Source organism: Thermaerobacter nagasakiensis, from assembly GCF_055396825.1.
In genome coordinates this window covers 1,115,384-1,129,720 of sequence record NZ_AP043740.1, presented here as the reverse complement: position 1 = coordinate 1,129,720, position 14,337 = coordinate 1,115,384, and the positions used below count along the sequence as shown (strand labels likewise).

Below are 14,337 nucleotides of genomic sequence, written 5' to 3'. Positions count from 1 at the left end.
TGATTTCCATCTTCCTCCGGGCCGTCCTGCCGGAATCCGGACGATTCAGGCCCGCAGGCCCGTGTAGGCGCGCCACACCTCCTCCCGGGACCTGAGCTCGCGGGCCGGAGCGGACAGGACGACGCGGCCGTTTTCCAGCACGTAGGCCCGGCCGGCCACCTGTAGGGCGATATGGGCGTTCTGCTCGACCAGCAGGATGGAGACCCCCTCCCGGTGCAGGTCGCCGATGATGGTGAACACCTCCTCCACCAGGCGGGGCGAGAGGCCCATGGAGGGCTCATCCAGCAGCAGCAAGCGGGGCCGGGCCATGAGGGCCCGGCCGATGGCCAGCATCTGCTGCTCGCCGCCCGAGAGGGTGCCCCCCAGCTGGTGGCGCCGTTCCTTGAGGCGAGGAAACCGCTGGTACACGGCCTCCAGGTCCTGCCGGATCTCCGCCCGGTGGCGCCGGGTGAAGGCGCCGGTCCAGAGGTTCTCCTCCACCGTCAGCTCGGGAAAGATCTGGCGCCCCTCGGGCACGTGGACCACCCCTCTGCGCACCACCCCCTCCGGCGGGTCGCGGTGCAGGGGTACGGAGCCGTCGAGGACGATGGCGCCACGCCGCAGCGGCACCAGCCGGGAGATGGCCCGCAGGGTGGTCGACTTCCCGGCGCCGTTGGGACCCAGCAGGGCCACCAGCTCGCCGGACCCCACCTGCAGGGAGATGCCTTCCAGGGCCCGCACGCTTCCGTAGCTCACGTGGACATCCTTCAGCTCGAGCACGCCTGCTCCCCCCGGTCCTGGCCGTCCAGCGTACCGTCCGGACCGCCCACCGCACCGGCCTCGCGGCCGATGTAGGCGGCGATCACCGCCGGGTCCCGCCGCACCGTAACGGGCGGGCCCTGGGCGATCACCCGGCCGAAGTCCAGCACCGTCACCTCCTGGCAGAGGTCCATCACCAGGCCCAGGTCGTGCTCCACCATCACCACCGTGGTCCCCAGTTCCCGCTGCAGGCGGGCGATCAGGGCGGCCATCTGCCGCCGGTCGCCTTCGGCCAGCCCGGCCGCCGGTTCGTCCAGAAGGAGCAGCCGGGGGCGGCTGACCAGGGCTCGGGCCAGTTCGACCCGCTTCTGGGCCCCGAAGGGCAGCTCGGCGACCCGCCGGTGGGCCCACGGCCTCAGGCCCACCCACTCCAGGGCCTCCAGCGCCCGGGCGCGGGCCGCCTCCTCCGCCCGCATCGCTGCCGGCAGGCGGAGGGCGGCACCCCAGAAGGAGACGGGCAGGGAGCGGTGCAGGCCCGTGAGGACGTTGTCCAGCACCGTTAGCCTCTGGCAGAGCAACACGTTCTGGAAGGTCCGGGCGATGCCCAGGCCGCCCACGGCATGGGGCGGCAGCCGGAGCAGTTCCCGGCCGGCGAAGATCACCCGGCCGGCCGCCGGCTGGACGAACCGGCTCACCACGTTGAACAGCGTGGACTTGCCCGCCCCGTTGGGCCCGATGAGCCCGTGGATCGTCCCCTCCGCAACGGTCAGGCTGACCTCCGAGAGGGCCACCAGGCCACCGAAGCGCACCGTGATGCTCTCAACGGCGAGGAGGGACATGGGGGTTCCCTCCTTCCGGGCCGGCCAGGCGGGGGGCTGGTTCGTCCCCACCGGTCCAGGTCGAGCGGCCGGTGGGTCCGGCCGGGCGGGTTGCGGGACCCGGCTCTCCGGCGGCGGGGGAGCCGGTGGCCGCCTCCGCCGCCGGGGCAGGGGGCGGCTGAGGCAGACCGGCCCTGGCGGGAAGGACCGCCTGCCTGGTGCGCCAAGCCCGCCAGCGGGCCGGTAGCGACGCCAGCCCGCCGGGGAGGAACATGGCGAAGAGGACGATGATGGCGCCCTCGACCACGGACAGCCAGCCCGGCATCCGGCTGAACACCTGCAGCAGGGCCACCAGGACGGCCGCTCCGAGCATGGAGCCGGGCACCGACGCCAGGCCGCCGAAGACGATCATCGCCACCAGGGCGATGGACGAGGTCAGGTTGAAGTCGAAGGGGCTGATGAAGCCTACAAGGTAGGCGTACAGGCCCCCGGCGATCCCGGCGTAGACGGCGCTGAGGGTGAAGGCCAGGGTCTTGTAGGTCAGCAGGTTGATGCCCAGGGACTGGGCCAGCACGTCGCTTTCCCGCAGGACCATCAGGGCCCGCCCCGGCCGGGTGCGGAGCAGGTTGCCGGCCACGGCCATCAGCGCGAAGGCGGTGCCCCAGGCCAGGTAGTACACCTGCCGTTCCCCGGCCAGCTCCCAAGGCCCCAAGGCGGGCCGCGGCACCAGGACCCCGGCATGGCCACCCGTCAGCGTGTCCCACTGCAAGATGATCTCCGGCACCGCCGCACCGAAACTGATGCTGGCCAGGGCCAGGTAGTGGCCGTGGAGGCGCAGGGCCGGCAGCCCCATGAGAAACCCCACGGCCCCGGTGACCGCGGCCGCACCCAGCAGCGCCACGGGAAAGCTGGCTCCGGCCCGGGTGGCCAGCAGGGCCGTGGCATAGGAGCCAATGGCCATGAACCCCGCGTGGCCCAGGGAGATCTGCCCGGCCACGCCGATCAGCAGGTTGAGGCCCAGGGCCGCGATGCCCCAGATGGCCATCAGGGCCGCCAGGTAGTGAAGGTAGGTGCTGCCCGGGATCAGATAAGGCAGAAGGAGAATCAGGACCGCCGCCGCCAGGGTGGCCGCGGTCCCCGAGTCGAAGCGGGACACCGGCGGCGTGGCTGCCAGACCGTGCCCGGCAGCCGGCGTCGCCCCCGCACCCGCCGCCGGCGTGGCGGCGGGACCGGCCCGGCGATCCAGTCCGCGGAAGACCCTGGCCATGCCTAGACCCTCCTCGCCGCGGGCTGGCCCAGGATGCCGTGGGGCCGCAGGATCAGGACCAGCAGGATCAGGGTGAAGGAGAAGACGTTCTTCAGGTCGGTGGAGATGAACCCCGCGACCGCCGTCTCCAGGACCCCTAGCACCAGCCCCCCGGTTACGGCCCCGGGCAGGCTGGTGATACCTCCCAGGATGGCGGCCGCGAAGCCCTTGATCAGGACCTCCGCCATGAAGTTGGGGTCCAGGGAGGTGGCGGGGGCGATGAGCATCCCGGCGATGCCCCCCAACCCCGCGGCCACCGCCCAGCTGACGGCAAAGACCCGGCCCGCCGGGATGCCCATGAGCTGTGCCGCCGGCAGGTTCTGGGCCACCGCCCGCACGGCGACCCCCAGGCGGGTGTACCGGTAGAAGGCGAAGAGGCTCGCCATCACCACCAGGGCCACGGCCAGGACGGCCAGATGATCGGCGCTGATAGCCACTCCACCCGCCACGAGGGGCGCTCCGCCGACCGGGGCCGGAAAGGCCCGCGGTTCGTAACCCCATTGCAAGCCGGCCAGGCCGTTGAGCATCATCCCCAGGCCGATGGTCACCATGATCTGGCTGACCACCGATACGTGGAGCAGGGGCCGGAGGAACAAGCGCTCGAGCAGTGCCCCCACAAGGGCCGCCGCCGCCGCACCCAAGACGAAGGCCTCCCAGTAGCCCAGGCCCAGCTGCTGCAGGCCGACCAGGGCGAGGAAGGTGGCCACCATGGCGATTTCGCCCTGGGCGAAGTTGATGATGCCCGTCGCCTTGAACACCGTGACTAGGCCGACGGCCACCAGGGCGTAGAGGCTGCCCGTGGAAAGGCCCGCCACCAGGTTCTGCAGCACCGTGATCATGGGCCGGCCTCCCGAATGGAGGGAGCGCCAGCGGCCGTCCCCGGTTCCCTTCCTGTGGAGGGGGAGGAACCCTCCCTCAAGGCCCGCCGCAGGATCTTGCCCACCATGGTCTTGGGCAGCTCAGCCCGGAACTCCACGGACCGCGGGACCTTATAGGGGGCCAGGTGCTGCCGGCAGAAGGCGATGAGCTCTTCCTCCGTCACCTGCTGGCCGGGCTTGCAGGCCACGTAGGCCTTGGGCACCTCGCCCTTGTAGGGGTCGGGTACGCCGATCACCGCCGCCTCCAGCACCGCCGGGTGGGTGTAGAGGACTTCCTCCACCTCCCGGGGGTAGACGTTGTAACCGGAGACGATGATCATGTCCTTCTTGCGGTCGACGATGTAGAAGAACCCGTCCTCGTCCATGCGGGCGATGTCGCCGGTGTAGAGCCAGCCGTCCCGCAGCGCCTGCCGGGTCTCCTCAGGGCGGTTCCAGTAGCCCTTCATCACCTGGGGTCCCCGGATCACCAGCTCCCCCTCTTCTCCGGGTCCCAACACCCGTTCCCCCGTGGCGGCGTCGACGATGCGGGCGTCGGTGTCCGGTAAGGGGATGCCAATGGACCCGCGGCGCTGCAACCCCGGGGCCCAGTTGGGGTTGACGTGGGTCACCGGCGACGCTTCGGACAGCCCGTAGCCCTCCCCGATCTTGGCGCCGAACTTGCGCTCGAAGGTGTCGGCCACCTCGACGGGCAAGGCGCTGCCTCCTGAACCGATGGTCTTGATGTTCTGGATGCCATAGGCCTCGGCGTCGGGGTAGTTCAGCACCGCCACGTACATGGTGGGGACGCCGGGGAAGGCGGTGATCTGGTGCTCCTTGATGGCCTGCATCACCTGGTCGATGTCGAAGCGGGGTAGCAGCACCAGGCGGGAGCCGTGGTAGATGCCCAGGTTCATGCAGGTGGTCATGCCGTAGGAGTGGAAGAGAGGCAGGATGGTCAGAATCCGCGTCTCCCCGGGCGCGGTGGGGTCGCCCATCTCCGCCAGCTGCAGGACGTTGGCCACCAGGTTGAAGTGGGTCAGCATGGCCCCCTTGGGCGTTCCCGTGGTGCCACCGGTATACTGCAGGACCGCCACGTCATGAGCGTTCACGGCCACGCCCGGTTCCTCCCCGGGTGCCGTGGCCAGGAGCTGGTCGAAGCGCACGGCTTCGGGGCCGGGTTCCACCGGCGCCGCCAGGGGCACCAGCACCACGTGCTCCAGGCTCGTCTGGTCGAGCACGGCCTGCACCCGCGGGTAGAACTCGCCCGCCGTGACGATCCACCGCGCCCCGGTGTCCCGGGCGACGAAGGCGATCTCCCGCTCCACGTAGAGCGGGTTCACCCCCACGGCGACGCCCCCGGCGCGGAGGACACCGTAGTAGCTGATGACGTAGGCCGGGCAGTTGGGCAGCATCAGCAGGACCCGCTCCCCGGGCTCGAAGCCGCGGGCTAGCAGGGCGGCCGCCAGCCGGCGCGTCATGGCGGCCAGCTGGGCGTAGGTCAGCTGCTGGTGGTAGAAAGCCAGTGCAACCAGGCCGGGGTTCTGCTCCGCCCGGTCGTCCAGGAGGCGGTACAGCGGGATCTCCGGGTAGTCCAGGGAGACCCGCGCCCCGGGACGGTAGAACCTGTGCCACACCCGTTGCTCCATGCCGGTGGGAAGGAGGCCCCCTCCTCCTTCCCGCACCCCCTCTCGCAACAACCGGCCGCTGGAGGGCCAATTCAGAGCCGCTCGATCAGGGCGGCAATCCCCTGTCCCCCGCCGATGCAGGCGGTCACCAGACCCAGCCGCCCGCCCTGCCGCTCCAGGGTGCTGAGCAACTTGGTCACCAGGATCGCCCCCGTGGCCCCCAGGGGATGCCCCAGGGCGATGGCCCCGCCGTCGGGGTTCACCCGCTCCGGATCCAGCCCCAGCTCCCGGATGCAGGCAAGCACCTGGGCGGCGAAGGCCTCGTTCAGCTCCACCACCTCCACCGCATCGAGCCGGGTTCCCGTCCGCTCCAGGACCTGGCGGGTGGCGGGCACGGGGCCGATGCCCATGTAGTTCGGGTCGACCCCGGCCACCGCCCAGCCGGCGATGCGACCCAGGGGACGGAGTCCCCGGCGCTCCGCCTCGGCAGCGTCCATCACCACCACCGCCGCGGCGCCGTCATTGATGCCGCAGGCGTTTCCAGCGGTGACCGTGCCCCCCGGCTTGAACACGGGGGGCAGGGCCGCCAGCTTCTCCAGGGAGGTGTCGGGACGCGGGTGCTCGTCCCGGTCGAAGGAAGTCACCTGCCCCTTGCCCGCGGGAACCGGCACCGGCACGATCTGCTCCGCGAAGTGGCCCGCTGCCTGGGCCCGGACGGCCCGCCGGTGGCTCTCCAGGGCGAAGGCGTCCTGCTCCTCCCGGGAGATGCCGTAGCGCTCGGCCACGTTCTCGGCGGTAATGCCCATGGGCGGGTTGCCCAGGGCCTCCGGCGCCAGCTGGAACCGGAGAAAGCGGGGAGGGGTCCGCGGGAAGGGCTGGGCCGGCCGTTCCATGAGGAAGGGAGCCCGGGTCATGCTCTCGGTGCCCCCTGCCAGGTAGATCCGGCCCTGGCCGGCACGGATCAGGGACGCCGCCAGGACGATGGCCTGAAGCCCGCTCCCGCACTGGCGATCCACGGTCATGCCGGGAACGGTCACGGGGAGCCCCGCCTCCAGGGCCGTGAGGCGGGCGATGTTGCCGCCCCCCGAGAGGACGTTGCCCAGGATCACGTCGTCCACCTCGGACCCGTCAAGACCGGCCCGCTCGAGGGCGGCCCGCAAGGCCACCGCCCCGAACTGGTGCGCATCGAGGGCTGCCAGCCCCCCGCCTACCCGCGCTACCGCCGTCCGCACCGCGCTGACGATGACCGGCTCACCCACGGACCCACCCCTCCTCCCGCTTGGGGCCGGCCGGCGCCGTCACCGGCCGGCCGCTGCTGCCATGCCCGTCATTCGGCAGGGATCCAGTCGCTGACCCGGACGAATTGCTGGCCCTGCAACTGGCGGATGAAGCCTTGCTTGTAGCCTGAGTGGTCATCCTTGGTGTACGTGACGGGTCCGAGGCTCTGGAAATCCTGCATGCTCTCCAGGGCTGCAATAAGGCTTTCCCGGGTCAGGTCCGGACCTGCCCGGCGCACGGCCTCGACGAACAGCCGTGCCGCCGCCCAGCCGGTCAGGTTGGTGGGGGTAATGGGCGTCTTTTCATACTTGGGGTAGAGCTCCAGGAATTCCTTGACCACGGGGTGGTCGGTGTCGGTCACCGTCGCCGAGTAGGCCGCGAAGTAGGCGCCCTGGGCGGCATCACCGGCCAGCTCGATCAGGGACGGGCTGGTGACCACGGCACTGGCCAGCCACTTGGGCTTGTACCCGATCTTCTGCGCTTCCTGCATCAGCAGGGCCGCATGCTTGACCGTGGACCACATCAGCACGCCCTCCGCGCCCGCTTCCTTGAGCCGCAGCGCCTGGGCGGCTACGCTGACGTCGGCCGGGGCGTAGCTGACTTCGGCCACGATCTGGGCGCCCAAGGCCGCAGCCGCCGCCTTGGCCCCCTCAAGCCCGTCGCGGCCGAAGTCGTCGTTCTGGTAGAACACGCCGAGCCTGGTGATCTTGAGGGTCTCGACGGCGTACCGGACCAGGAGATTGGCCTCCCGCTTGTAGGACATGAGACCGGCGAACAGCAGCGGGTCGACGGGCTCGGAGAACTTGGTGGCCCCATTCATGTAGGCCACCACCGGCACCCCGTGCTGCTTGAGGTAATCCCGCACCGCCGTGAGGTTGGAGGTCCCCACGGGGGCCACCAGGGCGAAGACCTGGTCCTGTTCGACCAGCTTCTTCACCGCCGCCACGCTGCGGGAGGGCTGGTACTGGTCATCCTCCACGATGAACTTGAACTTGCGGCCGTTGACGCCGCCCTGCTCGTTAACGTAGGTGAAGTAGGCGTTGAGCCCCTTGGCCAGCTCACCCCAGGCCGCTGCCGGCCCGGAAAGGGGCATGAAGGTCCCGACCACCACCGTGTCGGCGGTCACGCCGGGCACGGCCTGGCCTACCCCCTGGCCCGGCCCCTCCTGGGACGGCCCGCCGCCCGCACCGCCTGCCGGCTGGCCGCCTCCCCCACAACCGGCCAGCACAACCATCAGTACCGCCAGCAGCCAGGCCAGCCAGGCCCGCCGCCGGGCATCGGTTCCACCCATGCCTGCCGGTACCCCCTCTCCTGACGCATTCCCAACAGGTGTGGCGCCTTCTGTCGCGACGCATCCCCCAGCACCGGCCCATTTCCCCGAGGGCCCCCGGCCGCTTCCGCAGGAACGGGCGGAAGGGCAGGGTCGAGTTCGGATCAGACCCCCTGGTGGTCTCCCGCCGCCGCACAGCGGGACGGACCGGGGAATGGATCGCGTACGATCGCCGGCCAGTGGATCTCACGCGATGACAGCCATGGAACACCCGCAAAACGGAATCCACAGGAAGCGGCCTGTTGGGCTCCGGCCCGGCAACCTCACCTCCCGGTGGAGGCCGTACCGGCATGACGGTTGCAGATGGCGGGCCGCCGCAGCGGCCCGGTTGGGGCAGCGACGAGGTGGGATGAACCTGCCCGCGGTGGGCCGACCGGCCCTACCGGCACAGCCGCGCCCAGCACACCGGGCAGGACGGCCCGGATCTCTTGGGTCCCGTAGTTTCCACCTCCGGGTGGCCCGCTCCTTCCGGCCGCTCCCGCCGTTTACCGGCCGAACACCACGTCCCACCCCCTACCACTGCCCACTGGCCGGAAGGAGAAGGGTAGAGGCGCCACCACCACAAGGAGAATGGAAGACTATTCCTCTGCACCAGGACATCCCGCCGGCCCGACGGTGGATGGCACGCCGAGCCCCTGGCTCGCGGGCCCCGGGGTGCCCGCCGGGTGGTGCCGGCGAGAGCACCCGCCCCTCCCGCCGGCGCGGCTTGCCCGGCCGGTGGCTCAGGCCGGCCTCCGCAGGACCAGCTTTCCGTAGGAACGGCGCCCCGCCAGGTCATCCAGGGCCTCCACCAGCTGGTCGAAGCCGTATTCCCGGAACACCACGGGCCGGATGATGCCCCGCTGGTAAAGGTCCAGCAGGTACCGGTGGTCGTCCCGCACGGCGGCGGGCTGCAGCCGGGCCCGGTAGCCCCAGTGAATCCCCACCACGCTGTAGTTCTTCACCAGCACGTGGTTGGCGGGCACCTGGGGAATGCCGCCGCCGGCAAAGCCGATGACCAGGATCCGCCCCTCCGGCGCCACGCACCGCCTGGACCGGTCGAACCCTTCACCCCCCACCGGGTCGAAGATCACGTCGGCACCCCGGCCGCCGGTGGCATCCTTCACCGCCTCGACGAAGTCCTGCTGGCGGTAGTCGACGGCCAGCTCGGCCCCCAGCCGCCGGCACAGGTCCACCTTCTCGGCACCGCCCGCGGTGGCCAGCACCCGGGCGCCCATGGCCACCCCCAGCCGGATGGCCGCCGACCCGACCCCGCCGGCGCCCGCGTGGACCAGCAGCACTTCGCCCGGCTGCAACCGGGCGCGATGGCGCAGGGCGTAATCGGCGGTATGAAAGGCGATCAGGAAGGCGGCAGCCTCCGTGGCCGGAATGCCCGGGGCCACGGGAAAGACCCGGTCCTTCGGGACCACCACCGGTTCGGCCAGCCCGCCCCGGGGCAGGACGGGCAGGGCCATCACCCGGTCCCCGACCTGAAAGGCGGAGCCCGGCCCCGCTTCGATCACGGTGCCCGCCACCTCGGCCCCGGGCGTAAAGGGAAGAGGTGGGCGTTCCTGGTACTGGCCCAGGCAAAGCAGGATGTCGAGGAAGTTCAACGCCACCGCTTCGACCTGAACCTTCACGGTGCCGGGTTCCACCGCCGGTTCGGGCACGTCCGTCAGGCGCAGGACCTCCCGCGGCGGCCCCAGCCGCTCGACCTGCCAGGCAAGCACAGCCTCACCCCTAGCACCGCGGCCGTCACGGCGTCACCGGCCGGTAGAACTGGCGCTCCCTCTGCTCCAGCATAGGCACGATGGTCTCCTCGACGATCCGGCGAAAGTGGGGCGCCTGCCGGTGGGCCTCCAGCGCCGCCTCATCGCGGTACACCTCGTAGAGCAGAAACTCGTTCTCCCGCTCCACCGAGCGGTTCACCTCGTAGCGCAGGCAGCCCTCTTCCTGGCGGGAGAGGGTGATCATCTCCCGCAGGGCGGCCTCGACCCGGTCCGCCATGCCGGGGCGGGTGACGTAGCGGGCCACCAGGACGATCATGCCGTCCACCTCCCGCAGGTTGTTTCCCTGCGGGTGGTGCAAGAACCTCCAGGCCCTGGGGCCAGCCACTCGCTGTCCACACCGTGCAGGCCCCGGCCTTCGGCGACGGGGTCGGCGGCGTTCGGCCCCAGGCCGGTTCGCCGCCGGGGCTCGACGGCCTTCAGGACCGCCGGCCCCTGCCAGCGGCTCCTCCGGCACCCCACGAGGACAGGCGGCACGGTCCGCGACGGCACATACTACGCCTGCTATGGTCAACCGCAACCTGCTGGATCGGCTCACGCACGAGATCCATACGGCCAGCAGCCGCCTTGGCGCGTACCTGGACGGCTGGGCCGCCGATCGGGCCGCGGCGGAACCCCTTTCCCACCGGCTCGATGAGACCACCCGCCGCCTGGCTGCGCTGCTCGGCCATGCCAGCGACCTGCACATCCGCCACCTGCGGCTGCGGGGCCAGGTCCGGGTGGCCGTGGCGGTGATCGACGGGCTGGCCGTCGACGAACTGATCCATCGCTTCGTGCTGGTCCCGCTGGGAAGCATCCCGGCCGATGTGAACACCCCGGACGAGGTGGTGCGGTGGCTCGTCCGCCGCGGGCTCCAAGGAACCCGGCTGCAGCAGGCCCGCCGCTTCGACGACGTCGTGCGGGAGCTGCACCGCGGCAGTGCCGTGGTGCTGGTGGATTCGGTCGACCGCGCCCTCATCCTCGACTTCAGCGGCTTCGAACACCGCCTGCCCGAGGAACCGGCCACGGAGGTGGTGACCCGCGGGCCGCGCGAGGGGTTCACCGAGGTGCTCCGCACCAACCTGGCCGCCGTCCGGCGCCGCCTGGCCGATCATCGTCTGCGCGTCGAGGACTTCGAGGTCGGTCGCCTGAGCCACAGCCGGGGTGCCCTCCTCTACGTGCTCGGCCGAGCCGACCCGTTGCTGGTCGAGACCTTGCGGCGGCGGCTGGCCGCCGTGGACCTCGACACCGTGGTCGACACGAGCCAGCTCGCCTCCTTCCTCTCGGGACGGCCCTGGTCCCCCTTCATGCAGTACCGCAGCACCGAACGCCCGGACGTGTGCACCGCCGCCCTCGCCGAGGGCCGGGTGGTCCTGATGCTGGACGGCACGCCCTTTGCGCTGATCGTCCCGGCGACCTTCTGGGACCTCCTGCAGAGCCCGGAAGACTACTACCTGCGCTGGCCCTTCGGCACGGCCATGCGACTGCTGCGCCTGTTCGCCGTGCTGGTCAGCGTCAGCGGCCTGGCGCTGTACGTAGCCATCGTCAACTACCACCACGAGCTGATCCCGACCAACCTGCTGGTCACGATCCTCACCAGCCGCGCCGCCGTACCCTATCCCACGGTGGTCGAGGCGATCATCCTGAACGTCGGCTTCGACCTCCTGCGGGAGGCGGGCGCCCGCATGCCCCGCGGCATCGGCGGTGCGCTCTCCGTGGTGGGCGCCCTGGTGGTGGGGGAGGCCATGGTGCGGGGCGGACTGGCCAGCGCCCCGATGGTGGTGCTGGCCGCGACGACGGCCGTCGCCACCCTCTCGCTCCCGACCTTTGCCGTGACGGTCCCCTTCAGGCTGATTTCCTACGCGTTGTTGCTCCTGGGCAGCGCCCTGGGGCTGTTCGGCATCGCCGTCGGGGTGACCGCCGTGGTCGGGCACCTGAGCTCCCTGGAGTCGGTGGGCAGGCCCTTCCTCGCCCCGCTGGCACCGTGGCGCGGCGAGGCGCTGCTGGAAGACGCCCTGGTGCGCCTGCCCTGGAGGCGGCACCGCAAGCAGGTCCCCTTCGTCCCCGTGGAGCGGAGCGCCGGGCGGGCGGCGGAGCCCGAACCATGAGGTCGCAGCGGGTCGAAGCCCTGCAGGTCGCCATCAACGCCACCATCGCGGTGACCACGGGGGCGCTGCTGTACCTGCCGCGGCCCGTGGTGGTGAAGGCGGGACGGGACGGCTGGATGGCGGTGGGCGTGGCGGCGATGCTCGGGATGGTCCTGGCCTGGTGCTGGTGGGCCCTGTACTTCCGGCCGGAGCGGGCGCCGGGCGAGCGGACGGCCGGGGACCGGCCCGGCTGGGGCGACCGCCTGCTCGCGGCGGGCTTTGCCGGGTATGTCACGTACCTGGCGGTGGTCCTCGTCGCCCAGGTCACCACCGTGTTCGCCACCGTGCTGCCTGAGATGCCGGTGGCGGTGTTCGCCGCCGGGACGGCGCTGACGGGTTGGGTCCTGGCAGCCTACGGCTTGGAGGCGGTCTACCGCAGCGGCCAGGTGCTCTTCCCCCTGATGGTGGGCGCCAGCGTGCTCAACCTTGCCGTCGTGCTGGCGGGGAACGTGGACATGCGCGAGCTGACGCCGGTCCTGGAAACGGGTGTGGGTCCGGTGGCGACCGCCCTGCCGGTCGCCTTCGCCTTTTCCGGCGCGTCGGCCGTGGTGCTGGCGGCCGGCGGCCGGTTGCGGGACCCCGGACGACTGCGCTGGGCCCTGCCCCTGGCCGTGGCCCTGTCGGGCCTGCTGCTGGTCGCCTACACCGCGGCCGCCGTCGCAGTGCTCGGCGTGTCCGAGGTGGCGCGGTCGACTTTCCCGGTGCTCAGCCTGATCCGTCAGGTCCGCGCCAGCCTGTTCCTCCAGCGCCTTGAGATCCTCACGCTGTTCGCGTGGCTGACGGGGACGTTCGTCCATCTGGGTCTCTTGCTGACCGCGGCCGCTACGGCGGTGGCCCGGGCCCTCCCCGGGAAGCCGCGATGGCAGGGCGTGGTGACGGCCGTGATCGGCGCCGGGGCCGGGTGGGTGGGCGTCGTGGGGTTCACCAGCGGCCCGGTGCTTCTTCACCACGTGGAGAGGGTCTTCCCGGAGGTGTCCATGGCGGGGACGGCCTTCCTGCTGGCCGGCGGGTGGATGAGCCTCAAGGCACGCCGGTCCGGCCGGCCGCGACCGCCGACGCCCCGGACCGCGTCCCCCAGGACGGACGGGGGAGAGGAGCCACCACGCGAGGGACCGGAAGGGGGGCGTACCGGCCTGCGCCGCGTCCCTGGTTCGGACCTCGGAGGCCGCCTCCCTGGTCCGGATCCTGGTGAAAGGCTTCCGTCATCCCAGGTGAGCGGATCCGGTACGTCTGCGAAAGCGGGTCCCTCCGGCTCTGAGGTCCGGGGCGCCGCGGCCAGGTCGCGGCGGGCGGCAGCCCTGGCGATGCTCGCCCTCTGCGCCGGCCTCTTCCTTGGCGGCTGCTACGGCCGCATCGAACCCGAGCAGGCCGCCGTGGTGACGGTGCTGGGCCTCGATCGAACCCGCAGCGACCGCCTGCTGCTCACCGTGGAGATCGTCGGCGCCCCCACCACCGGCCCCAGGGAACAACCGGGCAGCATCGCCCACCGGCTGCTCCAAGCCGAAGGCCAGTCGCTCCTCGATGCGCAGCGCCAGTTGGAGCTGGCCGCAGCACGGGAAATGCTGTGGAGCCACGTCAACGTGGTGCTGGTGGGGCGGGACCTGGCGCGCTCCGGCCTCGAGCCCGTCCTCGACACCCTGTCCCGGCGGTACACCTTCCGGCGCAACGCCTTCCTGTTCGTCACCGACGGCCCCGCCGGCCGGTTCCTCCAACGCCTCCAGCCCGCCTTCGGCGCCCCGCGCTTCGTCGCCTTCCAGCGGATGATGCTCCGTCCGTCCGCCCGCCTGGGCCCGCCCATCGATCTGAACACCTTCCTCCGCACCGTGGGCCACGGAGGTGAGGATCCGGCGGTGCCCGTGGTGGATCTCGCCGTTTCGACGTCGTCGGAACCTATGGTGCGGCGCGTAGCCCTGTTCCGCGGCCTGCACATGGTCACCGTGGCGGACGAACGGGCCACTCGGGGCCTCTACTGGCTGACCGGCCAGCAACAGGTGGACCGGCTGGTGTGGCCCTGCCCCGGCGATCCACCGGATCGCGGGTTCGGGGTCACCGCCGTGCGCAGCAGCAGCCGGCGGAGTGTCCGCTGGACGCCCGCCGGGCCGGCGGCCTCCGTGCGGGTGCGGATCGAAGCGGACGTCGAAGAGTGGCGGTGTACGGAGCCCCTGACGACGTCCGTGCTGCCGCGGGCCCAGGCGGCGGCGGCACGCGCCGTGGGCCGCGACGTGGCGGCGCTGCTGCAGCTGGCCCGCCGGGAGGGGATCGACCCCGTGGGGTTCGGCCTGGAGTTGCATCGCCGCGATCCGGCCGCGTGGCGGGGCGTCGCCCCGCAGTGGCGCAGGCGGCTCGCGAGCCTGCCCGTCACGGTCCAGGTGGACGTCCACCTGCGCCGCACCGGCTTGACGATGGGTGCCCCGTGAGGCCCGACCCGGCCCCGGACAGCGCGGGCAGGAATCCACTGCCAGGGAACGTATATGGCGAACATGGCCGGCGACG

The 14,337-nt window shown here is 71.6% G+C and carries 11 protein-coding genes; 2 read left to right on the top strand and 9 right to left on the bottom strand.

Going from position 1 to position 14,337, the window contains the following annotated elements:
- Window positions 1–45 precede the first annotated feature (45 nt).
- From ACZ5T9_RS04870 to ACZ5T9_RS04830, 9 genes are all read right to left on the bottom strand, one after another.
- Complete coding sequence (locus ACZ5T9_RS04870) at window positions 46–759, bottom strand: ABC transporter ATP-binding protein (protein ID WP_464834172.1); 714 nt, start codon at window positions 757–759, stop codon at window positions 46–48.
- A complete protein-coding gene (locus ACZ5T9_RS04865) occupies window positions 747–1,577 on the bottom strand; it encodes an ABC transporter ATP-binding protein (protein ID WP_464834171.1) in 831 nt (276 codons plus the stop codon). Before ACZ5T9_RS04865 ends, ACZ5T9_RS04870 begins: the two co-directional genes overlap by 13 nt.
- On the bottom strand, window positions 1,558–2,823 hold the full coding sequence (locus ACZ5T9_RS04860; protein WP_464834169.1) for a branched-chain amino acid ABC transporter permease: 1,266 nt from the start codon (window positions 2,821–2,823) through the stop codon (window positions 1,558–1,560). The genes ACZ5T9_RS04865 and ACZ5T9_RS04860 overlap by 20 nt, the downstream gene beginning before the upstream one ends.
- A 2-nt stretch (window positions 2,824–2,825) precedes the next feature.
- Window positions 2,826–3,701 (bottom strand): branched-chain amino acid ABC transporter permease, encoded by an 876-nt coding sequence (locus ACZ5T9_RS04855; protein ID WP_464834168.1) that lies wholly within the window; start codon window positions 3,699–3,701, stop codon window positions 2,826–2,828.
- Window positions 3,698–5,353, bottom strand: coding sequence for a long-chain-fatty-acid--CoA ligase (locus ACZ5T9_RS04850; protein ID WP_464834166.1), 1,656 nt, complete (start codon window positions 5,351–5,353; stop codon window positions 3,698–3,700). The genes ACZ5T9_RS04855 and ACZ5T9_RS04850 overlap by 4 nt, the downstream gene beginning before the upstream one ends.
- Window positions 5,354–5,436: 83 nt before the next feature.
- On the bottom strand, window positions 5,437–6,603 hold the full coding sequence (locus ACZ5T9_RS04845; protein ID WP_464834164.1) for a thiolase family protein: 1,167 nt from the start codon (window positions 6,601–6,603) through the stop codon (window positions 5,437–5,439).
- Between the two features lie 68 nt (window positions 6,604–6,671).
- On the bottom strand, window positions 6,672–7,913 hold the full coding sequence (locus ACZ5T9_RS04840; protein ID WP_464834162.1) for an ABC transporter substrate-binding protein: 1,242 nt from the start codon (window positions 7,911–7,913) through the stop codon (window positions 6,672–6,674).
- 761 nt (window positions 7,914–8,674) lie between these two features.
- A complete protein-coding gene (locus ACZ5T9_RS04835) occupies window positions 8,675–9,661 on the bottom strand; it encodes an NADPH:quinone oxidoreductase family protein (RefSeq protein ID WP_464834160.1) in 987 nt (328 codons plus the stop codon).
- 25 nt (window positions 9,662–9,686) lie between these two features.
- Window positions 9,687–9,977 carry a putative quinol monooxygenase gene (locus ACZ5T9_RS04830; protein ID WP_464834158.1) on the bottom strand — a complete coding sequence of 97 codons (291 nt, stop codon included), beginning with the start codon at window positions 9,975–9,977 and terminating at the stop codon, window positions 9,687–9,689.
- 247 nt (window positions 9,978–10,224) lie between these two features.
- On the opposite strand from ACZ5T9_RS04830, the gene ACZ5T9_RS04825 reads away from it, so the two are divergent.
- Together ACZ5T9_RS04825 and ACZ5T9_RS04820 are read left to right on the top strand one after the other, a co-directional pair.
- A complete protein-coding gene (locus ACZ5T9_RS04825) occupies window positions 10,225–11,805 on the top strand; it encodes a spore germination protein (protein WP_464834157.1) in 1,581 nt (526 codons plus the stop codon).
- Window positions 11,802–14,261, top strand: a complete 2,460-nt coding sequence (locus ACZ5T9_RS04820) for a Ger(x)C family spore germination protein (protein WP_464834156.1) — start codon at window positions 11,802–11,804, stop codon at window positions 14,259–14,261. The genes ACZ5T9_RS04825 and ACZ5T9_RS04820 overlap by 4 nt, the downstream gene beginning before the upstream one ends.
- Window positions 14,262–14,337 lie beyond the last annotated feature (76 nt).